The organism is Mycetocola sp. Y442, from assembly GCF_056898615.1.
Genome location: NZ_JBXHBV010000003.1, coordinates 308668 through 330272, shown reverse-complemented (window position 1 = coordinate 330272; position 21605 = coordinate 308668). Strand labels below are relative to the sequence as shown.

Sequence of the window (21605 nt, the reverse complement as noted above, 5' to 3'; positions counted from 1 at the left end):
TCGGGGTGGGCTGTCCACGGCCTGTGCGCATCGCGCAACTCACGGGGTCGCCCGGCCACACTGGATCCGACGGCCGAGCGCTTCTCTGGAGCACAGCCTCACCCCGCGAGCGCAGTGAAAAGTGAAGGAGAGATTCACGATGACGACGGTCAATACGCCGATCACCACAGCGATCACCGCGGCACTGGATACGGCGATGATTGGTGGGGTCGGCGCAGCGGGGGACGCGGAATTTCGCGCGGCGCAATTGCGGGCTCTTGACGTCATCTCCGAACAGCGCCGCCGGATCGATGCGCTCCAGCAGAATGTCACGCCCGGCCGACGGCGCATTCTCGATGCAGCGGGCGACCTGACCTGGCGGTCCTCCAGCCGGGCCGAGTTCGACGCGAGGGTTTCCGAACTCGCAGACCGGCTCACCCTCGCCGCGATTCATCTCACCGAGGCGCTCGAGCAGTGTGAGCACGCGAGAAGGGCGGCCCTCGCCAGCTATTCCGGGGGCGGAGCGGAACCCGGTTCCCGTGGCTACCCCGGGTACCCAGCCGGCCCTGGCGCGACCGGCGCTCTCTGATGTCCGACTCGCTCACCCTGTCGACGGGCGGGCTGACGAGCGTCTCAACCGAGGAGCTTTTCGCATTCTCGAGCGCTCTCGATGTTCTCGCCGCTGACGCAGCCGACTGGGCACACGGGGCATCGATCGCACGGTGCCTGACGGAGTGGTCGACGGATGCCGCACCATACGGATTCGCGGAACCCGCGCTGATGACGGCCAGCCGGTTGCTCGCCGACGCGTCAGACTGCGCCGAGCGGCTCGGCAGCGTGGTTCAGGATGCCGCGAATGCTTACGCGGACGGAGAGGCACGAAGCCGGGAGGCTCTCGGCGCCATGCAAGCGTTCGCCGGGTTCCTGGTCGGCACGTATCTGCGCAACCTCGTCATGGGTGCACTCCCTCTTCTGCCCGGCCTGATTCTCACCGCGACGGTCATGAAGCAGCCGGCGCTGCGCCGTGCTGTCGCGGTTCTCGGGGTCGGCCTCGCCGGTGGACTGGCGCAGAACCCGGGCCTCACCGCGAATCCGGCGTTCGTGGGGATGGTGCGCGATGTGGTGTCAGCGGCAGACGACATCCTGATGGGATTCAGCGGAACGAGCCTGCCCGCGGCGCGAATCCTCGGCGATGAAGGAACCGGCCTCGTCGGACTCGACACTGTCGCCAGCGCCGCAATCATCCTCGGCGGTCGACACGTATTCACCGAGACGCCGGTGCGGACCGCGAGCTACGGGGTCGCGCGGGATGTACGGCCCCCGGCCTCCCTTGCGGACGCCGCGCGACGGATTCCTCCGACCGGTGTGGGAAAACCCCAGATTACTGTCGAGAAGTACACGCACCCCTCTGGCACCGCCTCCTACGCGGTGTACATCGCGGGCACGACGGACTTCGGCGGCAACAGCGCCGAGCCGTTCGACATGGCGAGCAACCTGGCCGCGGTCGCCGACAGCGACGCGGGAGCGTACAGGGCCACGCTCGATGCCATGGAGCAGGCCGGGATCCAGCCCGGCGACCGGGTCAACCTCTTCGGCCACTCCCAGGGCGGGCTGGTCGCCGCCCGCATCGCCGAGTCAGGGAGCTTCGATACCCAGTCTCTCGTCACCTTTGGTTCGCCGAGCGGGCAGGTCGCCGTGCCGGACTCGGTCACCCAGGTTGCGGTCGAGCACGCAGAGGACCTCGTGCCAGCGCTCGGAGGCGAACCGGTCGACGGGGCCGAAGGACGCGACCGTCTCGTCGTTTCCCGCTCCCTCTTCGATGAAACCCCGCCGGATGCCGACGACGGTGGGGCGTCCCACGCCATGAACGGGTATGAGAAGACGGCAGCGCTCATCGATGAGTGCACCGACCCGCGCCTCACTGACCTCACCGAGGCGCTGGCCGGAATCGGCTCAGGCGCCGGGGTCGCTCAGGCGTTCCGTTCGGAGCGAGTCCGATCGGGGTGACGCCCCATGCGGCTCAGCGGGCCGAGCCCCGGCGCTGCGGCCGCAGGATGATCTGGAAGATCCAGTTGATGACGCTGATCACGAGAGCACCAAGAACGGCCCACCAGAAACCGTCGACCGTGAGACCGAAACCGAACCATCCGCTGACCCAGCCGGCCATGAGAAGGAGCAGGCCGTTGATGATGAACGAGATCAGGCCGAGCGTCAGAATATAGAGCGGGAAGGCCACGATTTTGATCACCGTGCCGATGATGCTGTTCACGATCGCGAAAATGAGGGCGACGAACAGGTAGGTCAGCGCCGTTGCCACACCGTTGTTCGGTGCGTACGGGGTGACCTGCACGCCGGCGACAACGAGCGTGGTCAACCAGATCGCCACAGCGTTGATGACGATGTTCAGGAGGAATTTGGCCATGCTCTACTATGGCACCGCGTCGGAATCAGTGCATTCCCCTGTGAGCCCGCGCGGCGACACCCGTCTCGAACCCCCGGCCGGGGCGGCCAACGCCGAACGGAACGTACGTATCCGCGCCCGTACGTATGCGATCAGCGGAATGGCCCCTGTCTAGACTCGACGTGTGACTTTCACCCCGGCAAACGCAGATCACCCGCTTTCCCGGCCTGCGGTGAAGCTTCGGCCGGAGATACTCGCAACACCCCCATACCGGCAGGGCAAAGCGGCGACGGATGACGCGTTCAAGTTGTCCAGCAACGAGAACCCTTTTCCCCCACTGCCCGGGGTCGTCGAGGCTGTCGTCGCTGCGGGCGCGTTCAATCGATACCCGGACGCGAGCGCTGCCGCGCTGCGGGAGGTGCTCGCTGAGAAACACGGCGTCAGCCCCGAGGAGATCCACATCGGATCGGGTTCCGTTGCGTTGCTCAGCCAGTTCATCACCGCTGCCGCCGGCCCAGGCGACACCGTCGTCTACGCGTGGCGTTCCTTCGAGGCCTACCCGGGGCTCGTCACCGTCGCGGGCGCCGAGAGCGTGCAGGTCCCCAACCGGGACGACGGGACTCACGATCTCGACGCCATTGCCGCGGCGATCGACGAGCGAACCCGCGTCGTCATCGTGTGCACGCCGAACAACCCCACCTCCACGATTGTCACCGCCGCGGAGTTCGAGGCATTCATGGAGCGGGTTCCCGCCGACGTCCTCGTCCTCCTCGATGAGGCGTACGCCGAGTTCGTCACGAACCCGGATGCCGTCAATGGACTCACCCTGACCGGCCGCTACCCGAACCTCGTCGTCCTGCGCACCTTCTCCAAGGCATACGGGCTCGCCGGCCTCCGCGTCGGCTGGGCTCTCGGGCCCGCAGGCATTCTCGACGCAGCGCGCGCGTCTGCCATCCCGCTTTCGGTCACCCAGCCCGCCCAGTCAGCGGCCATCGCCTCGCTCGGGCTCGAAGACGAGTTGCTCGAACGGGTGGACCGTCTCAGCGTGCTGCGCGACAGCATCCGTTCGGCGCTTCTCGACCAGGGCTGGAGAGTGCCGGATGCTCAGGGCAACTTCATCTGGCTCGCAACGGGTGACGAGACGCTCCACGTCAATGAGGTGTTCCTCAGCCACGGGATCGTGGCGCGGGCCTTCCCCGGATCGGGCATCAGAATCACGATTGGCGAGGAAGAAGCTATGGAGAAGCTCCTACAGGCGAGCGCGGACGTTGTGGGATCTCTACCAGCTGGGCATCCGGCCCGGCAGTTAGGTTAGGACAATGGCGGAAACCGAAACGACGTCTCTCACGCCCCCGGTCCAGGTTCTGGCCACTGACGGAAGCTATTCACCGACCGCGTCGGCCGAGCCGTATCTGCCGTATCTCGACACGCTGACCGATCAGGACCACGAACAGTTCTACCGGGACATGGTCATCGCTCGGGCGTTCGACACCGAGGCGGCGAACCTGCAGCGTCAGGGCCAGCTCGCCCTGTGGCCGCCGTGCCACGGCCAGGAGGGTGCCCAGGTTGGATCCGGTCGCGCCGCGCGCGCCCAGGACCACATCTTCCCGTCGTATCGGGAGCACGCCGTCGGCTTGATTCGCGGGGTCGACCTCCTCGGCATCATCGAGGTCATGCGCGGAACCACCCACTCGGGCTGGGACATCTCCGACCCGGCCAACGGCAATTTCCGCCCGTACACACTCGTCATCGGAGCGCAGGCGCTGCACGCGACGGGCTATGCGATGGGCGTGAAGTTCGACGGCGCGACGGCAACGGGAAATCCCGAAACCGACGAGGCAGTGATGGTCTACTTCGGCGACGGAGCGACCAGCCAGGGCGACGTCAACGAGGCCATGATCTTCGCGGCCAGCTACCAGACCCCGCAGGTGTTCTTCCTGCAGAACAATCACTGGGCGATCAGCGTTCCTGTGACCACCCAGTCGCGGACACCGCTCTTCGAACGGGCCAAAGGCTTCGGCCTTCCCGCCGTGCAGGTTGACGGCAACGACGTGCTCGCGAGCTACGCGGTCTCGGCCAAACACCTGTCGGATGCCAGGTCAGGCGGTGGCCCGCAGCTTATCGAAGCGCTCACCTATCGCGTCGGCGCACACACCACGAGTGACGACCCGACGAAGTACCGCACCCAGGAAATGACCGACTCGTGGATCCTCAAGGATCCGATCGTGCGGTTCGAGGCGTTCCTCCGTCGTCAGGGCGCCTCGGACGAGTTCTTCGCCGGTGTCGCCGAGCAGGCACGCGATTACACCGCAGACATCCGTGCGCGCACACACGCCATTAAGGACCCGGACCTGACCAGCATGTTCGACAACGTCTACAGCGAAGACCACCCGCTCGTCACCGAGGAGCGGGAGTGGCTGTCGGCCTACGAGCGCACCATGGCCGGAGGTGCAGCATGACGCTGAGCATCGACGCGCAGGTCGCGACCATGCCCATGGCGAAGGCCATCAACGCCGGACTCCGGCAGGCGATGGTCGAGAACGACAAGGTCCTCCTGATGGGCGAGGACATCGGCAAGCTCGGTGGCGTCTTCCGCATCACCGAGGGATTGCAGGCCGAGTTCGGAGAGAGCCGGGTGCTCGACACCCCGCTCGCGGAGTCGGGCATTATCGGGACAGCGATCGGCCTCGCCATGCGCGGCTACCGCCCGGTGTGCGAGATCCAGTTCGACGGCTTCATCTACCCCGGCTTCAACCAGATCACGTCGCAGCTCGCCAAACTGACCAATCGCAACGAGGGCGCCCTCGAGATGCCCGTTGTCATCCGGGTGCCGTACGGCGGACATATCGGTGCGATCGAGCACCACCAGGAAAGCCCCGAGGCGTATTTCGCCCACACCGCTGGCCTTCGCTCGGTCAGCCCATCGACACCGAACGACGCGTACTGGATGATCCAGGAAGCGATCGCGTCGAACGACCCCGTCATGTTCTTCGAGCCCAAGAGCCGGTACTGGCCCAAGGGCGAGGTCGACCTCTCCGGATCAGCAGCACCGCTGCACGCGAGCCGGATCGTGCGGACGGGAACTGACGTCACGGTCGTTGCACACGGCGCGATGGTCAGCATGCTGATCCAGGCCGCAGAGCTGGCGGCTGCGGAGGGCATCAGCCTCGAAGTGATCGACCTCAGGTCGATCTCGCCGATCGACTATGGCCCGATCCTCGAGAGCGTGCGCAAGACCGGCCGCCTCGTCGTCGCCCAGGAAGCACCGGGCAACGTCTCCGTCGGTTCTGAGATTGCGGCGACGGTTGCCGAGCGCGCCTTCTATTCGCTCGAAGCCCCGGTACTGCGGGTTTCCGGCTTCGATGTCCCCTTCCCGCCGGCCAAGCTCGAGGCGCTGTACCTGCCCGACGCCGACCGCATCCTCGAGGCCGTCGATCGCGCGCTCGCCTACTAGTCGCCCGTCGACCGAATGGAGAACCATGAGTGAGTTCCAGTTTTTGATGCCGGATGCCGGTGAAGGGCTCACCGAGGCCGAAGTGGTCTCGTGGAAGGTCGCGCCAGGCGACGCCGTCGAGCTCAACCAGGTGATCGTCGAGATCGAGACCGCCAAGTCCCTCGTCGAGCTGCCATCGCCCTTCGCGGGCACCGTCGCATCCATCCTCGTCACCGAGGGCACAACCGTCGATGTCGGCACCCCGATCATCACGATCAGTGCAGCGGATGCCGGTGGCCAGGCAGCTGCAGAAGTCGCCCCGCCCGCCGTCTCAACGGAGTTCGCAGAAGCGGTTGCCGACACCAGGGGCACCGTTGACGACGAGAAGCCCGGCGCGGTTCTCGTGGGCTACGGCGATGCCGGGCATGTGTCTTCTCGCCGCCGCGCGCGGACGCGGCCCGTCCCGCCCGCCGCTCGACCGGCATCCGTCCCACCCGCGAAGGGCCCGGTGATCGCGAAACCGCCGATCCGCAAGCTCGCGAAGGACCTCGGCGTCGACCTCGCCCAGGTCACCGGCACCGGTGTCGGGGGAGAGGTCACCCGGGACGACGTGGTGCGCGAGGCCGGCCAGGCGAGTGTGTTCCGCAACATCGAAACACCCGAGTGGGGCGACACCCGCGAGGAACGGATTCCGGTCAAGGGTGTTCGTAAGCAGATCGCGAAAGCGATGGTCGAGGCTGCGTTCAAGGCTCCGCACGTATCGCTGTTCGTCGACGTCGATGCGACCCGCACCATGGAGTTCATCAAACGGCTCAAGAACTCGACGGACTTCGCCGGGGTCAAGGTTTCGCCGCTGCTGATCATGGCAAAGGCGATGATCTGGGCCGTGCGCCGGAACCCGACGGTGAACGCAACCTGGACCGATGAGGAGATCATCGTCCGGCACTACGTCAACCTCGGTGTCGCCGCCGCCACCCCGCGCGGGCTCATTGTTCCGAACGTCAAGGAAGCGCAGTCGATGACGCTGCTCGAGCTGGCTCAGTCGCTTGAGCAGCTCACCCTCACCGCGCGTGAGGGAAAGACGCCCCCCGCCGACCAGCAGAATGGCACCATCACCATCACGAACATCGGTGTGTTCGGGATGGACACCGGAACACCGATCCTCAACCCGGGTGAGGTCGGGATCGTTGCGCTCGGCACGATCAAGCAGAAGCCGTGGGTTGTCGACGGTGAGGTGCGACCTCGCTTCGTCACGACCCTCGGTGCGTCGTTCGACCACAGGGTCGTCGATGGTGATGTCGCGTCGCGATTCCTCGCCGATGTCGCATCGATCATCGAGGAACCGGCGCTGTTGCTCGAGTAGCAGTGCACGCTCCTCGGGTGGCGCTCAGCGCGCGACCCGAGGAGCGGTGGCTGCCGGTTCGGTAGCGGGCCTAAAAGCCGCCGCCGAAGTCTCCGCCGCCGCCGAAGTCTCCGCCGCCGAAGCCCCCGCCGCCTCCGAAGTCGCCCCAACCGCCGCCGTCTCCGCCGCCGGCATCCGCGCCAGCGTCTGAACCGGCATCCGATCCGCCATCTGAACCTGACTCATCCGCGCCGGACCCCTCTGTGCCGGCCTCGGTTGACGGGTCAGGCATGAACGTTCCGACGACAGCCGAAGCGATGACATACCCGGCGACGGTGCCGAGGAGTGACGCGCCGACCATGCTGCCGAAGCCAGGGCCGTTCATGGTGCGCTCCATCGTGCCGGGCTGGCGCAACTCGGAACGCGTCGCCGATTGCGCGAGCGACCGGGGGTCGTCGCCGCGTGGCGCATCACCGGGTGCAGCGTCAGCGCTGAGCTGCGTGAACAGGAGCTGCCTCTGCTCGGGCGTCAGCTTTGCGAACGCCTCTTCGTGAGCCTGCTCAATTGCCTCGGGGGGAGCCGTGCGCAGCAGGTAGCGGTAACGCTCCACGGCGATTTCATCGTCGGTGCGCTGGCCCTGCTGCCCGTAGCCCTGCTGGCCGTAACCCTGCTGTTGCGGGCGATACTGCTGCTGTGCGTCCTGCTGGCGTGAGCCAAAAATCCTGTCAAGAAAACCCATGGTGTGCTCCTTGCATGTTGTCGAGTTGGCCCAGTTTACGAACGGATGCCGTGAGCACACTGCGAAGATATCCAGGGCAGTGTCCCAGCGCGTGGCCGTGCGCGCCGGCACTCAGACTCTGGGCGGTTTCACGGCAAAGGCACAGCCCAGAATAAGCTCCCTCCGGTTTCTGTTAGGCTCGTCCCTGGCCATGATGGCCGTAACGCTAGTCCGCGGGCGAATGTGACACAGGAATGTCGCGCATTCGGACGTATGGTCTTGTGACGTTGGCGGCGGTCCCATGGCCGCGTCAGCACAGCTCCCGAATCGCTTCAGACGCACTGGTCGTCGCCGCTTGATGGGTGGGGCAGGTGCACTCGTCCCTGACCCGGTCGTAACTTACGAGAATGCCGTGCAGGCATCCGTCCCCTCCCGGGAAAGTCATGAAATGTGGCTGTGGCACCTGCGCGCGCACGGAGAAAACGTGACCAACACTGTTGCCGTTGAGGTAAACAATGTCTACAAAGTCTTTGGCAAAAAGCCGCGCGACGTCGTTAAGCGATTGCAAGGCGGAGCGAAACGGGATGAGCTGTCCTCGCTCGGAACCGCCGCGGTCATCGACGCAAGTTTCGACGTTCAAAAGGGCGAGATCTTCGTTGTCATGGGCCTCAGCGGTTCGGGCAAGTCCACGCTGATCCGCATGCTCAATGGGCTGCTCGAGCCGACATCCGGCTCCGTAGCCGTCTACGGCTCAGCCGTGAGCGGTGTGCCCGCGAAGCAGCTCCGCGAGGTGCGCCGGTCGAAGATCTCGATGGTCTTCCAGCACTTCGCCCTCCTGCCGCACCGCACGGTGCTCGATAACGCCGCTTACGCTCTCGAAGTCCAGGGTGTGCCTCTGGCCGAGCGGCGTGAGCGCGCGCAGAAGGTCGTCTCCCGCGTCGGTCTCTCCGGCTGGGAAGACAAGCTTCCTGGCGAGCTCTCCGGTGGAATGCAGCAGCGCGTTGGCCTTGCCCGCGCGCTCGCCGCAGACACCGACGTCCTGCTCATGGACGAGGCATTCTCGGCACTCGACCCGCTCATCCGGCGTGAGATGCAGGAACAGCTCGTCGAACTCCAGCAGGAGCTCGGCAAGACGATCATCTTCATCACCCACGACCTCAACGAGGCTATGTTCCTCGGTGACCGCATCGCCGTCATGCGCGACGGTCGCATCGTGCAGGTCGGAACTCCCGATGAGATCCTCACCGATCCGGCCAACGACTACGTCGCCCAGTTCGTCCAGGACGTCGACCGTGCCCGCGTGCTCACCGCCGCGAGCGTGATGGAGCCGGCGCGCGCCGTCGTCTCCGGCTCAGCCGGACCGCGTGCCGCGCTGCGCACCATGCGTGACATGCAGACATCCGCCGCTTTCGTCGTCGGAAACGGCCGCAGGCTGCTCGGCGTCGTTCACGACCGCGAGGTGCTCGGCCTCGTCAAGGCGGGCAACCGCGACCTGATGCCGATCGTTCGCAACGACCCGGCAACGGTCGGACCCGACCAGTACCTGGTCGACCTGTTCGAGCCAGCAGCCGAAAGCCACCTGCCCGTCGCCGTCGTCGATGAGAAGGGCCGCCTGCTCGGCGCCATTCCCCGCGTGACGCTGCTCGCCGCGCTTGCCAACCTGCCGACGGCCACCGGTGAAAACCAGGTCATCGAGACTCCGGCAACCGTTGCCGTCGACGTCATCACCCAGACGCTCCGCGAAACCGCGGGGCTCACCGACGAAGTCGACCAGGCCAGGGCAATGCCTGCCGACGATGTCCGCACCGCTTCTGAAGGGAGCCTTCGCTGATGGATTTCCGTATTCCGCTCGGCCAGTGGGTCGAAGACTTTGTCGACATCCTCACCGACACGCTCCAGCCGTTGTTCGACGTGCTTCGCGCCGTCTTCCTCGGTCTCTACGACCTCGTCAACCTGATTCTCCAGACCCCGCCGTTCTGGGTCATCATCCTCGCGGTCGCTGTTCTTGGCTTCTTCGCGACGGGCTGGAAGCTCGCCGTCGGTGTCGTTATCGGCTTCGCGCTGATCTTCTCGGTCGACCAGTGGGAGAACGCGATGGACTCACTGTCCCTCGTGCTCGTCGCCAGCTTCCTCGCGGTGCTCATCAGCGTGCCGCTCGGCATTCTCGGTGCGCGCTCCGACACCTGGTCGCGGATCCTCAAGCCGATCCTCGACTTCCTGCAGACCATGCCTGCGTTCGTGTACCTCATCCCCGCGCTCATCCTGTTCCGCGTCGGTGTCGTTCCGGGAATCGTCGCGACGATCATCTTCGCGCTCGCCCCCGGCGTCCGTCTCACCGAGCTCGGCATCCGTGGCGTTGACAAGGAAGTTGTCGAGGCCGGTCACGCCTTCGGTTCGTCACCCTTCCGAATCCTGCGCCAGATCCAGCTGCCGCTCGCGATGCCGAGCATCATGGCCGGTATCAACCAGGTCATCATGCTGTCGCTCTCCATGGTCGTCATCGCCGGAATGGTCGGCGCTGGCGGACTCGGCGGCGACGTCGTCGCAAGTCTCAACCGCATCGACATCGGCCTCGGCTTCGAAGCCGGTTTGTCTGTCGTCATCCTCGCCATTGTTCTCGACCGCCTCACCGCGTCACTTGGCACCAGGAAAAAGCGTGCGAAGAAGGCGGATGCCGCTTCCTCCGGCTCCGGGGTGACTCCCGTTTCACCGAAGGACGAGCAGCTCATCGCACAGGCCGTCGGTGCGGGTGCACCCACCGACAGCCGCACCCCGCAGGGCGCAAGCGCCTAACCACACACATCGGCCGGGTTCACGCGGTGGGCCCGGCCAGCAGGATCTGATCGACAGCACTGAGAGGTAAGAATGAAGAAATACAGCAGAATCGCCATTGCAGCACTCGCAACGGTCGGCCTGGTTGGACTGGCCGGATGCGCAAGCACGGGCTCGTCAGACTCGGCCGATGGTGGCGAGAAGACCGACCTCACCCTCGCTGTGTTCAACGGCTGGGATGAAGGAGTGGCGACCAGCTGGCTCTGGAAGACAATCCTTGAAGACGAGGGATACTCCGTCGACCTCGAGTTCGCCGATCCCGCGCCGGTTTTCGAGGGCCTCTCCTCGGGTGACTACGACTTCACGACCGACGTGTGGTTGCCCGTCACGCACGAAGCATACCTCGACAACTACGGTGACGACATCGTCGAGCTCGGCGCCTGGAACGACGAGTCCAAGCTGACACTCGCGGTCAACGAGGACGCACCGATCGATTCGATCGACGAACTGGCCGAGAACGCCGACCTCTTCAACAACACGATCGTCGGCATCGAGCCCGGCGCCGGCCTCACCGCGGCGATGGAGGATGCGGTCATCCCGACCTACGGGCTCGACGACATGGAGTTCCTGACCTCATCGACGGCCGCCATGCTGTCCGAACTCAAGAGCGCGACGGACAAGGGCGAGAACGTCGTCGTCACCCTGTGGGAGCCTCACCGCGCGTACGCGCAGTTCCCGCTGAAGAACCTCGAGGACCCCGATGGCGCGTTCGGTGCCACCGAGAGCCTCTACAGCTACGGAAGCACCGAGTTCGCCGAGAACTCGCCGGAGGCTGCCGGATACCTCGAGAACTTCGAGATGGACAGTGAAACCCTCATGTCACTCGTGAAGGCCATGTTCATCGACTACGACGGTGACGACTACGCACCGATCGTCGAGAAGTGGATCGAAGACAACCAGGAGTACGTCGACGGGCTCACCTCCTAGTTCGACACAGCCGGCAAGCGCCGGGGTGGGCTGGATCTCACCCCGGCGTTTGTCATTTCTCGCGGTTCAGGCACAACAACCATGTCGCCGAATACCGGCGGCCGAAAGGTAATCCCATGAACACCGGTTCACGAATCACAACAGTGGCAGCGCTCAGCGCCGGCCTCATCGCCCTCACCGGCTGCACGGCGGCCGAGACCTCCGCAGCGCACGACAACGGAGACGAGAAGGATGTCTCGATCGCGGTCTTCAACGGCTGGGACGAAGCGGTTGCGACGAGCGTTCTCTGGGAGAGCATCCTCAACGACAAGGGCTACGACGTTGCCCTCGACTACGCAGACCCCGCACCGGTTTTCGCCGGCGTTGCGGCCGGCGACTACGACGTCACCCTCGATGTCTGGCTGCCGTTCACCCACAAGAGCTACCTCGAGGAGTACGGCGACGACATCGCCGAGCTCGGCGCGTGGAACAACGAGGGCAAGAACGCCATAGCTGTCAACGCGGATGCCCCGATCGACTCGCTCGCGGAACTCGCCGAGAACGCAGACCTGTTCGACAACAAGATCATCGGCATCGAGCCGGGCGCAGGACTGACCATGGCAACCGAGGAACGGGTCATCCCGACGTACGGCCTCGAAGACATGGAGTACGTCACGTCGTCCACGTCGGCCATGCTGACCGAGCTCACCAGTGCGACCAAGGCGGGCGAGAACATCGCCGTTACTCTCTGGGAGCCGCACTGGGCATACGGTGAGTTCCCGCTCAAGAACCTCGAGGACCCCGAGGGCGCACTCGGCGCAGTTGAGTCGATCCACTCCTACGCCTCCACCGACTTCAGCGAAAGCCACCCCACTGTCGCCGGCTGGTTCTCGGACTTCGAGATGGACCTCGACACCCTGTACTCGCTGGAAAAGGCCCTCTTCGTCGACTACGACGGTGACGACTACGCACCGATCGTCGAGAAGTGGATCGACGACAACCAGGAGTACGTCGACGGACTCACCTCCTAAGACCCCCGACTCCGAAGCAACTCGGTGAAACGAGAGCCCGGCCCGCCACTGGCGAGCCGGGCTCTCGTGGTTTGTCTGCGGGGTCTGTCCCGCAAAACAAATTGATAACCGTTATCATTACGGCTAGTATCGTTTCTCGTGACCCCACTCCGCGCTTCTCTCGTTCTGATCCCGGTGGCAGCACTTCTCCTGACCGGATGCTCCGGCCAGGCAGATTCTGCCGCCACCGAACCCTCGGGGTTGCGTGTCGTCGCCTCCACCAACGTCTACGGCAGCATCGCGTCGACGATCGGGGGAGATCACGTCGACGTCACCAGCATCATCGATTCCGCAGCGCAGGACCCGCACAGCTACGAGGCCAGTGCTCGGGACCAGCTCGCCATTTCGAAAGCGGACATTGTGATCGAGAACGGCGGCGGCTACGACCCCTTCATCGACACGCTCGTCCACGCCGGGGCGAGCGACGACGTCGAACTCGTCAACGTCGTCGACCTGTCGGGCCGGGCGCCCGTCGAGACCGACGACCACGCCGACCACGACCACGCGGAGGGCGAGGAGCACGACCACGAACACATCGAGGGGGTAAACGAGCACGTCTGGTACGACCTCGCGGCCGCTGACGCACTGGCAAGCGCGCTTGCCCACACCTTCTCGCACCTCGACGAGGAGAACGCCGAAAGCTACTCAGCCAATTACTCGGCCTTCTCCGAAGACATCGCCGAGCTCACCGGGCGCGCTGCTGAGCTCAAGGCAGCGAATGACGGAACTGCGGTCGCGCTCACCGAACCGGTCCCGCTCTACCTGCTCGAGGCATCCGGTCTTCACAACCTCACGCCTGATGACTTCAGCGAAGCGATCGAGGAAGGCACTGATGTGCCACCGGCAAGTCTCCGCGAGACGCTCGACCTCCTCAGCTCGGGCGAGGTCGCGATGCTCGCCTACAATGAGCAGACGAGCAGCCCGGAAACCAAACAGGTCCGGGACGCTGCCGACAAGAATTCCGTCCCCGTCGTCTCCTTCGCTGAGACGCTTCCTGACGGTGAGGATTATGTGAGCTGGATGACCAACAACCTCGACGCCATCACGGACGTGCTCGCCTCGTGAGTGCACCCTCCGATCCAGGCGGTCACCGCCATCCCACCGCACCGGTCCTGAGCCTCACCGACGCTGCACTCAGCTTCGGAGACCGCGTGCTGTGGAACAAGCTCACCCTCGACGTGTGCGCCGGCGAGTTTCTCGCGGTGCTCGGGCCGAACGGGTCGGGCAAGACCAGCCTGCTGAAGACGATCCTCGGCCAGCAGAAGCTCGACTCGGGAACCGCCGACTTCGACGGGCATCCTGTTCGACGTGGCGACAGGAGGATCGGCTACATTCCCCAGCAGAAACTGATTCCGGGTGGGACGCCGATGCGAGCCCGCGACCTCGTTGCGCTCGGTGTGAACGGACACCGCTTCGGACTTCCCGTTTCGCGCGCATCGGAAAAGCGCCAGGTCGACGAACTGCTCGAGGCCGTCGGCGCGACCGCGTACGCCGACGAGCCTGTCGGCAACCTGTCTGGTGGCGAGCAGCAGCGGCTGCGCGTCGGCCAGGCGCTCGCCGGTGATCCGAAACTGCTGCTCTGTGACGAACCGCTGCTCAGTCTCGACCTGCAGCACCAGAGGGGAGTCTCCGAGCTCATCGACCGGCGACGCCGTGAGCACGGGACGCCCGTTGTCTTCGTCACCCACGACGTCAACCCGGTGCTCGGCATGGTCGACCGGATCCTGTACCTCGCCGGCGGACAGTTCCGTGAGGGAACGCCCGATGAGGTGCTTCGGAGCGACGTGCTCTCTGAGCTCTACGGCACGCCGGTCGACGTGCTTCGCACGGGCGAGCGTGTTGTCGTCGTTGGAATCCCCGACAGCGAGACCCACCATCACCACCACTCCCACGCGGAGGGTGTCCTGTGATCACGCTCGACGAGCTCTGGTCCCGTCTTTTCAACTTCGAGAACTACGGTGAACTGCTCGCGCTCGTGCAGAACTCGCTCATCGCCGGCGCCATCCTCGGGATCGTCGGCGGGCTCATCGGCGTCTTCGTGATGCAGCGCGACATGGCGTTCGCTGTTCACGGCATCAGCGAACTCTCCTTTGCCGGTGCAGCGGCTGCGCTGCTGTTCGGTGTCAATGTCGTCGCGGGCTCGATCGCGGGTGCGCTCATCGCCGCGATCATGATCGGGCTGCTCGGATCGCGAGCGCGGGATCGCAACTCGATCATCGGTGTGCTCATGCCGTTCGGTCTCGGTCTCGGCATCCTGTTCCTCGCCCTGTATCCGGGCAGGAGTGGCAATAAGTTCGGGCTGCTCACCGGTCAGATCATCTCGGTCGACGACCCTCAGCTGGTCTGGCTGACCGGGATCAGCATCGTCGTGCTCGCCGGACTGCTGTGGATGTGGCGCCCGCTGAGCTTCGACAGCCTCGATGCGGACGTCGCTGCCGCGCGTGGTGTTCCCACCCGCTTTGTCTCGCTCGCGTTCATGGTGCTGCTCGGCCTCATCGTCGCGGTCTCGGTTCAGATCATTGGCGCCCTGCTCGTTCTTGCGCTCCTCGTGACGCCTGCCGCAGCGGCACTCCGGTTGTCGGCATCGCCGCTCTGGGTGCCCGTGCTCGCAATGGTCTTCGGGTTTGTTTCGGCGGTTGGCGGCATTCTGCTCGCGCTCGGAGGGTCGCTCCCGATCAGCCCGTACATCACGACGATCTCGTTCACGATCTACCTCGTCGCGAGGCTCATCGGCCTCGGCACGAAGACGCGGCCGGGGCTACGCTAGCCATGACAAAGATCATTCCAACAGTCGAATTGCGGAGGTGAGCCGTGGCCGTCAAGAGAAATACCTGGCAGCGTGAAGCGGTTCGCGAAGCGCTCGATTCCCGCGACGGATTCGTCAGCGCGCAGGGTCTCCACCAGGGTCTGCGCGACGCGGGGTCACCGATCGGACTGGCAACGGTTTATCGCGCCCTGGCGGATCTCGCCACGGTCGGTGAGGCGGATTCGCTGCAGTCACCTGATGGCGAGAGTCTTTACCGCGCGTGTGCCTCAACCGGCCACCACCACCACCTCATCTGCCGCTCGTGCGGGCTGACCGTCGAGATCGAGGCAACGGAGGTCGAGCAGTGGGCGAAGCGCACGGCATCCGAACACGGATTCACCGAGGCGCAGCACATCGTGGACATCTTTGGCTACTGTGCCGAGTGCTCGCGGGCGATAACCACGGCCTGACAACGTAGAGGCCCGCACCCGACCGGGGTCGGGTGCGGGCGCTGTGTGGGCTCACGCGATGCGCGCGTCAGCGAACGTAGAGCGAGGGGGTCGCCGGTTCGGTGTCAGCCGGGTCGGATCCTTCATCCCTCTCCGGGGTCGACTCGGCGTCCTCCGGGGTCGTCTCGTCCGGAGCTGTACGGTCGGGGTCGATCTCGTCACCATCCAGGTCGTGCGGGCGTACGTGGCCGCTGTCGCCGGGTCCGCCGTCACGGCCATCGTCCCCTGGACCGCCCTGGCCTCCTCTGTCGCCCCAGCGGGGGCCGTCGTCCGACGTGCTGTGGAACATCCCCGGGCCGTCGTCGATAGCGGTTCCTGCCCAGAAACCGCCGCCGAAGAGCACGGCGGCGAGGGCGACGCCCGCGACGCTGAGCAGCGCGATGCGCTTGCCGCTGGGTCGGCTGGAATCCGTGTGCTGCTCCGTGGGCTCTGCCGGGGGATACGTGAACGCTGACTGCGGGTAAGCGCGAGGGGTGTCCGGGTCCACCGTTGGTGCGCCCGTGTTCACGTTCGGGGTGGTCTCGTTCGTGTTCGGCGTGTTCGTGTTTGGTGTGTCTTTACGCATGTTTAAGGTCTCTGTGCTCCTGTTCGATTCTCTGTGGACCTGTGGTTTCATCGGCTGTTGCCTGTAACTCGATTGTGTGCGGCGGTGCTATCAGGAGGCTAAGAGCGGCCTGCCAGCTTCCTCGGTTTGGCGGGGCCGTGCCTGTCGCTTGCTCCACGTCCATTCGCCGGGATGCCATTTCTCCTGTACGATTGATCTTTGGCTGAGCGGGCACCTCCCGTTCGGATCGCACAGACACTCCCTCCGCTTTTAAATTCGGGTGGTTTGCGTGTGCCGACAAGAGATCTTGGGCAGGACGAGAGTCCTGCGGTACTGAAGGAGAGAACCATGGCAGCAACCTGCCAGGTGACCGGAGCCATTCCCGGCTTCGGACACAACATTTCGCACTCGCACCGACGCACCAAGCGTCGCTTCGACCCGAACGTGCAGAAGAAGACGTACTTCGTACCGTCGCTTCGCCGTAACGTCACGCTCACGCTGAGCGCCAAGGGCATCAAGGTTATCGATGCTCGTGGAATCGAGTCGGTCGTCAAGGACCTGCTGGCCCGTGGGGAGAAGATCTAATGGCAAAGACCCAGGACGTTCGTCCGATCATCAAGCTTCGTTCGACGGCAGGAACCGGTTACACCTACGTGACCAAGAAGAACCGTCGCAACAACCCCGACCGTCTCGTACTGAAGAAGTACGACCCCGTAGTGCGCAAGCACGTTGAATTCCGAGAGGAGCGCTAAGCCATGGCTAAGAAGAGCATGATTGCGAAGAACAACCAGCGCAAAGTTATCGTTGAGCGTTACGCAGCAAAGCGCCTCGAGCTGAAGAAGGCCCTCGTGGACCCGAACGGCACAGACGAATCGCGTGAAGCCGCTCGTGTCGGCCTGCAGAAGCTTCCCCGCAACGCTTCACCGGTGCGCCTGCGCAACCGTGACGCTGTTGACGGACGCCCCCGCGGCCACCTCTCGAAGTTCGGCATCTCGCGTGTCCGCTTCCGCGACATGGCGCACAAGGGCGAACTGCCCGGCATCACCAAGTCGAGCTGGTAAGCACTCTCGAACCCTGAAACGGGTGTCGGCCTTCTGGCCGGCACCCGTTTTTGTCTTTAACGCCCCCGGCCACCCGCGCGCAAGTCTGACGGCCAGGTTCTTGTGGCCGGTCTGCTCTGTCGTAGAGTCAGTTTCACACTCTTACCCGATACTCAGGAGTACCCACTGAACGCGCACGAGAACGCACCACACCCGGCTCTCCGGAGTCTTGACCAGGTCAGCGCTGTGCTCTTCGATCTCGATGGGGTACTGACGCCGACCGCTGACCTGCACCGGTACGCATGGCAATCCATGTTCACGGAAGTCTTCGCCGAAAAGGGCGTTTCCCAGCCGTATACCGACGACGACTACTTCGAATACCTGGATGGCAAACAGCGGTATGAGGCCGTCGCGAGCCTGCTGGCATCCCGCGGTATCCAGGTGCCGCTCGGAGCGCCAGACGACCCGCCGGCCGCTGATACGGTGTGTGGCATCGGGAACCGCAAGAACGGCTACTTCTCACGGGTCCTTGAGGAGCGTGGCATCAGCCCCTATCCCGGCTCGCTCGCCCTCGTCGATGAGCTTTACGCCAGGCGGATGCCAATGGGCGTCGTCTCGAGTTCGAAGAACGCCAGGTGGGTACTCACCAGCGCCGGCCTGCTGGACCGATTCGCCGTGATCGTCGACGGCGTTGTCGCGGCTGAGGAGGCGCTCGGGAGTAAGCCGGCACCGGATATGTTCCTGTACGCCGCCGAAAAGTTGCAGATCAGTCCGTCCGAGATCGCCGTGTTCGAGGATGCGATCTCGGGGGTGGCCTCGGCCCGCGCTGGCAACTTCGGCCTTGTGGTCGGTGTCGACCGGGGAGCGGGCAGCGACGCGTTGCTCGCGGCCGGGGCCGACGTCGTCATCGATGATCTTGCCGTGTACGCGCACGGATCAGTCCCCACCGAGGAGCGCAACAACGCATGAACCGCGATCGTTTTCCTGTTGACCCGTGGCGCCTCATCGAGACCGAGTACGACCGCAAGACCCTCGGTGAGACCGAGTCTCTCTTCGCGGTAGGCAACGGCTACCTCGGCATGCGTGGCAACGCCGTCGAGGGGCGAAGGGCCTACGAGCACGGCACGTTCGTCAACGGTCTGCACGAGACCTGGAGGATCCGCCACGCTGAGGACGCGTATGGGTTCGCCCAGGTCGGGCAGATCATGGTGAACGCGCCCGACAGCAAGGTGATGCGGCTCTACGTTGACGACGAACCGCTGTCGCTCGGTGACGCCGATCTGCTCAGCTATGAGCGTGCGCTGGACTTTCGCGACGGCGTGCTCCGGCGCGACCTCGTCTGGCTGACCCCATCGGGTAAGCGAGTGCAGGTGTCTGCGAGCCGTATGGTCTCGTTCCCCGAGCGTCACCTGGCCGTCATGACCCTCGAGGTGACGGTGCTCGACGCCGATGCTCCCCTGACCATTTCCTGCCAGATCCTCAACCGGCAGGACGGTGAAGACGAGTACGACGGCCCCAGCGGTGTTGGCGGCAACGCGCAACAGAGCGATCCCCGCGCGGGAGGCCGGGTGTCCGAGCGGGTATTCGAACCGCAGGAGCGCTGGCAGGACGGTAACCGAAGCGTGCTGAGCTACGAGACGGCGCATTCCGGCATGACGCTCGCCGTGGCCGCGGACCACCTGATCGAGACGTCAAACGATTACACGGTCGAACGATACATCGACGGCGATATCGCGAAGAACGTCTTCTCCGTTGACGCCAAGCGCGGAGATCCCGTCAAAATCACGAAGGTCGTGAGCTACCACAGCTCCCGGACCACGCCGACGCGCGAACTCATCGACAGGTGCAGGCGCACTCTCGACCGGATCGCTTCGGCTGGCGTGACGGCGCAGTACGCAAAGCAGAAGGAATGGCTGACGGAATACTGGTCGCGCTCGGATGTCGAGATCCCCGGGCGCGATGAACTGCAGCAGGCCGTGCGCTGGAACCTGTTCCAGCTCGCACAGGCGTCAGCTCGGGCCGACGGCCTGGGCGTGCCGGCAAAGGGCGTCACAGGAAACGGGTACAACGGCCACTACTTCTGGGACACCGAAATCTATGTGCTGCCGTTCCTCACGTACACGAGCCCGCTCTGGGCGCGGAACGCACTTCGGATCCGGGAGCAGATGCTGCCCAAAGCACGCGAGCGCGCGCGGGAGCTCAACGAAGCCGGCGCTCTCTTCCCCTGGCGGACGATCAACGGTGAAGAGGCATCCGCGTACTACGCAGCGGGCACAGCGCAGTACCACATCAATGCCGACGTGACCTATGCGCTCGCGAAGTTCATTCACGCGACGGGTGACATCGATTTCCTGAGCCACGGGGCTATCGACATCGCTGTTGAAACCGCACGGATGTGGGCCACCCTCGGGTTCTGGCGCCGCAATGGAGAAGAACGCTTCGAGATCCACGGCGTCACCGGTCCGGACGAATACACCACGGTCGTCAACAACAACCTGTTTACCAACGTGATGGCGAGGTTCAATCTCCGTTACGCCATCGAAGCGCTGAGAACGCTCGAGCGGGAGCGACCTGACGCGTACGCGCGTGCGGTGAAACGCCTGGCTATCGAGGATTCGGAGCTCGAGGAGTGGGAACGGGTCGCTGAAGCGATGACGATCCCCTACGCGGAGAGCCTCAAGATCCATCCGCAGGACTCGCACTTCCTCGAGCGCGAGGTGTGGGACCTCGAGACCACGCCCGAGGACCGCAAGCCGCTCATGCTGCACTATCACCCGCTCGTGATCTACCGGTTCCAGGTGCTCAAGCAGGCAGACGTCGTTCTCGCGCTGTACCTGCAGGGCGACCAGTTCACCTTCGACGAGAAGCTCGCGGACTTCGATTACTACGACCCGCTCACCACGAGCGATTCGAGCCTGTCGAAGGTGGCGCAGTCGATCATGGCGGCTGAGGTCGGTTACCAGGACCTCGCCCTTGACTACTTCATCGATACAGCGTTCGTCGATCTCGAGAACCGGCACGGAAACAGCCAGGACGGCGTGCACGTCGCTGCCGCAGGGGGAGTGTGGAGTTCGCTCATCTACGGCTTCGGGGGAATGCGGGACTATGGCGGCGAGCTGAGCTTCGACCCGCGACTGCCGGCGACGTGGTCGGAGCTTCGCTACCGGCTGACCTGGCGCGGGACGCGGCTGCTTGTCCACCTGACTGCGGATGCCATGCGCGTCTCGGTCGTCGATGGGGACGGCACCGTTCCCTTCACCGTCCGGGGTGAATCGTTCGAGGTGGCACCGGGACGGGACGCGGAAATCGCACTCGATGGACAGGGTCCGATCCGCAAGGACGCTCCGGTGCAGAAGCGCCGGAACCGCCGGGAGGACGGCAGCATCATGTTGCCGTCAGCAGCGCCCGGCCCGGCACCGACTGACCCGTAGCACCGCCGGGATCGGCTGCGCGAGGGAGCAACGAGAGTGGCTCGCCATCCGGGGGCAATTACGGCGGAATCGTGCGGATTTACGCTCAGAGCGTCAAAAACGTCGATTTGGGGGGCGCCAGAGGGACCGATGCTGGGACACGCCGCAGAAAAATGCCTCACACGACACCCAATTCCGCGAAAACACGCGGAACTCTGATACATTCGAGGCGGTCAGACAGACCCACCGTGGGTGAAGAAATGCCCACGGACAGTTATAAACAGGCTGTAGAAAGCAAAGTCCGAGGAGGACAACTCAATGGCTGATAAGTCGCTTAACAAGACCGAGCTCGTTGCAAAGATCGCAGCTGAGACCAACCAGAGCCAGGCTACCGTCGGTGGCGTCCTCGACTCGCTGTTCGGCGTGCTCGCTGACTCGGTCAGCAACGACGTCAAGGTCACCATCCCGGGTTGGCTCGCCGTCGAGCGCACCGCTCGTGCAGCTCGCACCGGCCGCAACCCGCAGACCGGCGCCGAGATCCAGATCCCGGCCGGCCACTCCGTCAAGGTTTCCGCTGGTTCGAAGCTGAAGGCCGCTGCAAAGTAGCTTTCCCCGCTTCACAGAAAGGGATGCCGCGAAAGTGGCATCCCTTTCGGCGTTAACGCGGCATCCGTT

General features: G+C 64.7%; 23 protein-coding genes. 20 read left to right on the top strand and 3 right to left on the bottom strand.

What is annotated here, in order from left to right:
* Positions 1-139 precede the first annotated feature (139 nt).
* Positions 140-568, top strand: a complete 429-nt coding sequence (locus AC1X6S_RS13115) for a hypothetical protein (protein WP_483406194.1) — start codon at positions 140-142, stop codon at positions 566-568.
* On the top strand, positions 568-1986 hold the full coding sequence (locus AC1X6S_RS13110) for an alpha/beta hydrolase (RefSeq protein WP_483406193.1): 1419 nt from the start codon (positions 568-570) through the stop codon (positions 1984-1986). Before AC1X6S_RS13115 ends, AC1X6S_RS13110 begins: the two co-directional genes overlap by 1 nt.
* Positions 1987-1999: 13 nt before the next feature.
* Here the strand turns inward: AC1X6S_RS13110 and AC1X6S_RS13105 are convergent, their stop codons facing one another.
* A complete protein-coding gene (locus tag AC1X6S_RS13105; RefSeq protein ID WP_483406192.1) occupies positions 2000-2401 on the bottom strand; it encodes a phage holin family protein in 402 nt (133 codons plus the stop codon).
* A gap of 211 nt (positions 2402-2612) precedes the next feature.
* Between AC1X6S_RS13105 and AC1X6S_RS13100 the strand changes: the two genes are divergently transcribed.
* From AC1X6S_RS13100 to AC1X6S_RS13085, 4 genes are read left to right on the top strand one after another with little or no spacing between them, the layout of a single operon-like run.
* On the top strand, positions 2613-3695 hold the full coding sequence (locus AC1X6S_RS13100; protein ID WP_483406712.1) for a histidinol-phosphate transaminase: 1083 nt from the start codon (positions 2613-2615) through the stop codon (positions 3693-3695).
* Between the two features lie 4 nt (positions 3696-3699).
* The gene (locus AC1X6S_RS13095; protein ID WP_483406191.1) at positions 3700-4839 is read left to right on the top strand and encodes a thiamine pyrophosphate-dependent dehydrogenase E1 component subunit alpha; all 1140 of its coding nucleotides are present in this window, start codon (positions 3700-3702) and stop codon (positions 4837-4839) included.
* The gene (locus AC1X6S_RS13090) at positions 4836-5834 is read left to right on the top strand and encodes an alpha-ketoacid dehydrogenase subunit beta (RefSeq protein WP_483406190.1); all 999 of its coding nucleotides are present in this window, start codon (positions 4836-4838) and stop codon (positions 5832-5834) included. The genes AC1X6S_RS13095 and AC1X6S_RS13090 overlap by 4 nt, the downstream gene beginning before the upstream one ends.
* Positions 5835-5859: 25 nt before the next feature.
* On the top strand, positions 5860-7176 hold the full coding sequence (locus AC1X6S_RS13085; RefSeq protein ID WP_483406189.1) for a dihydrolipoamide acetyltransferase family protein: 1317 nt from the start codon (positions 5860-5862) through the stop codon (positions 7174-7176).
* 70 nt (positions 7177-7246) lie between these two features.
* On the opposite strand, the gene AC1X6S_RS13080 is transcribed toward AC1X6S_RS13085, so the two are convergent.
* Positions 7247-7894, bottom strand: coding sequence for a hypothetical protein (locus AC1X6S_RS13080; protein ID WP_483406188.1), 648 nt, complete (start codon positions 7892-7894; stop codon positions 7247-7249).
* 427 nt (positions 7895-8321) lie between these two features.
* Here AC1X6S_RS13080 and AC1X6S_RS13075 point away from each other — a divergent pair, with 427 nt between their 5' ends.
* From AC1X6S_RS13075 to AC1X6S_RS13040, 8 genes are all read left to right on the top strand, one after another.
* Positions 8322-9704, top strand: coding sequence for a quaternary amine ABC transporter ATP-binding protein (locus AC1X6S_RS13075; protein ID WP_483406187.1), 1383 nt, complete (start codon positions 8322-8324; stop codon positions 9702-9704).
* Positions 9701-10666 (top strand): ABC transporter permease, encoded by a 966-nt coding sequence (locus AC1X6S_RS13070; protein ID WP_483406711.1) that lies wholly within the window; start codon positions 9701-9703, stop codon positions 10664-10666. The genes AC1X6S_RS13075 and AC1X6S_RS13070 overlap by 4 nt, the downstream gene beginning before the upstream one ends.
* 72 nt (positions 10667-10738) lie before the next feature.
* Positions 10739-11632 (top strand): glycine betaine ABC transporter substrate-binding protein, encoded by an 894-nt coding sequence (locus AC1X6S_RS13065; RefSeq protein WP_483406186.1) that lies wholly within the window; start codon positions 10739-10741, stop codon positions 11630-11632.
* Between the two features lie 116 nt (positions 11633-11748).
* Positions 11749-12642 carry a glycine betaine ABC transporter substrate-binding protein gene (locus AC1X6S_RS13060; protein ID WP_483406185.1) on the top strand — a complete coding sequence of 298 codons (894 nt, stop codon included), beginning with the start codon at positions 11749-11751 and terminating at the stop codon, positions 12640-12642.
* Between the two features lie 138 nt (positions 12643-12780).
* Positions 12781-13746: a metal ABC transporter solute-binding protein, Zn/Mn family gene (locus tag AC1X6S_RS13055; protein ID WP_483406184.1), complete on the top strand. Its 966-nt coding sequence runs from the start codon at positions 12781-12783 to the stop codon at positions 13744-13746.
* A complete protein-coding gene (locus AC1X6S_RS13050; protein ID WP_483406183.1) occupies positions 13743-14591 on the top strand; it encodes a metal ABC transporter ATP-binding protein in 849 nt (282 codons plus the stop codon). The genes AC1X6S_RS13055 and AC1X6S_RS13050 overlap by 4 nt, the downstream gene beginning before the upstream one ends.
* Positions 14591-15448, top strand: a complete 858-nt coding sequence (locus AC1X6S_RS13045; RefSeq protein ID WP_483406710.1) for a metal ABC transporter permease — start codon at positions 14591-14593, stop codon at positions 15446-15448. The genes AC1X6S_RS13050 and AC1X6S_RS13045 overlap by 1 nt, the downstream gene beginning before the upstream one ends.
* A 44-nt stretch (positions 15449-15492) precedes the next feature.
* Positions 15493-15897 carry a Fur family transcriptional regulator gene (locus AC1X6S_RS13040; RefSeq protein ID WP_483406182.1) on the top strand — a complete coding sequence of 135 codons (405 nt, stop codon included), beginning with the start codon at positions 15493-15495 and terminating at the stop codon, positions 15895-15897.
* A gap of 67 nt (positions 15898-15964) precedes the next feature.
* On the opposite strand, the gene AC1X6S_RS13035 is transcribed toward AC1X6S_RS13040, so the two are convergent.
* Positions 15965-16501: a hypothetical protein gene (locus AC1X6S_RS13035; protein WP_483406181.1), complete on the bottom strand. Its 537-nt coding sequence runs from the start codon at positions 16499-16501 to the stop codon at positions 15965-15967.
* A gap of 327 nt (positions 16502-16828) precedes the next feature.
* On the opposite strand from AC1X6S_RS13035, the gene rpmB reads away from it, so the two are divergent.
* The 6 genes from rpmB to AC1X6S_RS13005 all read left to right on the top strand — a co-directional run bounded on the left by rpmB (position 16829) and on the right by AC1X6S_RS13005 (position 21536).
* A complete protein-coding gene (rpmB, locus tag AC1X6S_RS13030) occupies positions 16829-17065 on the top strand; it encodes a 50S ribosomal protein L28 (protein ID WP_108392276.1) in 237 nt (78 codons plus the stop codon).
* The gene (gene rpmG / locus AC1X6S_RS13025; protein ID WP_108392274.1) at positions 17065-17232 is read left to right on the top strand and encodes a 50S ribosomal protein L33; all 168 of its coding nucleotides are present in this window, start codon (positions 17065-17067) and stop codon (positions 17230-17232) included. Before rpmB ends, rpmG begins: the two co-directional genes overlap by 1 nt.
* 3 nt (positions 17233-17235) lie before the next feature.
* Positions 17236-17541 carry a 30S ribosomal protein S14 gene (gene rpsN / locus AC1X6S_RS13020; RefSeq protein WP_108392272.1) on the top strand — a complete coding sequence of 102 codons (306 nt, stop codon included), beginning with the start codon at positions 17236-17238 and terminating at the stop codon, positions 17539-17541.
* A 225-nt stretch (positions 17542-17766) separates the two neighbouring features.
* The gene (locus AC1X6S_RS13015; RefSeq protein ID WP_483406180.1) at positions 17767-18489 is read left to right on the top strand and encodes an HAD family hydrolase; all 723 of its coding nucleotides are present in this window, start codon (positions 17767-17769) and stop codon (positions 18487-18489) included.
* On the top strand, positions 18486-20951 hold the full coding sequence (locus tag AC1X6S_RS13010; protein ID WP_483406179.1) for a glycoside hydrolase family 65 protein: 2466 nt from the start codon (positions 18486-18488) through the stop codon (positions 20949-20951). Before AC1X6S_RS13015 ends, AC1X6S_RS13010 begins: the two co-directional genes overlap by 4 nt.
* Before the next feature lie 297 nt (positions 20952-21248).
* Complete coding sequence (locus AC1X6S_RS13005) at positions 21249-21536, top strand: HU family DNA-binding protein (protein ID WP_108392266.1); 288 nt, start codon at positions 21249-21251, stop codon at positions 21534-21536.
* The last annotated feature ends 69 nt before the right edge of the window (positions 21537-21605 follow it).

Excerpts from the sequence above, each read along its gene's own strand:
- AC1X6S_RS13115 (WP_483406194.1), top strand. The coding sequence starts at position 140 with ATGACGACGGTCAATACGCCGATCACCACAGCGATCACCGCGGCACTG.
- AC1X6S_RS13110 (WP_483406193.1), top strand. The coding sequence starts at position 568 with ATGTCCGACTCGCTCACCCTGTCGACGGGCGGGCTGACGAGCGTCTCA.
- AC1X6S_RS13105 (WP_483406192.1), bottom strand. The coding sequence starts at position 2,401 with ATGGCCAAATTCCTCCTGAACATCGTCATCAACGCTGTGGCGATCTGG.
- AC1X6S_RS13095 (WP_483406191.1), top strand. The coding sequence starts at position 3,700 with ATGGCGGAAACCGAAACGACGTCTCTCACGCCCCCGGTCCAGGTTCTG.
- AC1X6S_RS13090 (WP_483406190.1), top strand. The coding sequence starts at position 4,836 with ATGACGCTGAGCATCGACGCGCAGGTCGCGACCATGCCCATGGCGAAG.
- AC1X6S_RS13085 (WP_483406189.1), top strand. The coding sequence starts at position 5,860 with ATGAGTGAGTTCCAGTTTTTGATGCCGGATGCCGGTGAAGGGCTCACC.
- AC1X6S_RS13080 (WP_483406188.1), bottom strand. The coding sequence starts at position 7,894 with ATGGGTTTTCTTGACAGGATTTTTGGCTCACGCCAGCAGGACGCACAG.
- AC1X6S_RS13075 (WP_483406187.1), top strand. The coding sequence starts at position 8,322 with ATGTGGCTGTGGCACCTGCGCGCGCACGGAGAAAACGTGACCAACACT.
- AC1X6S_RS13065 (WP_483406186.1), top strand. The coding sequence starts at position 10,739 with ATGAAGAAATACAGCAGAATCGCCATTGCAGCACTCGCAACGGTCGGC.
- AC1X6S_RS13060 (WP_483406185.1), top strand. The coding sequence starts at position 11,749 with ATGAACACCGGTTCACGAATCACAACAGTGGCAGCGCTCAGCGCCGGC.
- AC1X6S_RS13035 (WP_483406181.1), bottom strand. The coding sequence starts at position 16,501 with ATGCGTAAAGACACACCAAACACGAACACGCCGAACACGAACGAGACC.
- rpmB (WP_108392276.1), top strand. The coding sequence starts at position 16,829 with ATGGCAGCAACCTGCCAGGTGACCGGAGCCATTCCCGGCTTCGGACAC.
- rpmG (WP_108392274.1), top strand. The coding sequence starts at position 17,065 with ATGGCAAAGACCCAGGACGTTCGTCCGATCATCAAGCTTCGTTCGACG.
- rpsN (WP_108392272.1), top strand. The coding sequence starts at position 17,236 with ATGGCTAAGAAGAGCATGATTGCGAAGAACAACCAGCGCAAAGTTATC.
- AC1X6S_RS13010 (WP_483406179.1), top strand. The coding sequence starts at position 18,486 with ATGAACCGCGATCGTTTTCCTGTTGACCCGTGGCGCCTCATCGAGACC.
- AC1X6S_RS13005 (WP_108392266.1), top strand. The coding sequence starts at position 21,249 with ATGGCTGATAAGTCGCTTAACAAGACCGAGCTCGTTGCAAAGATCGCA.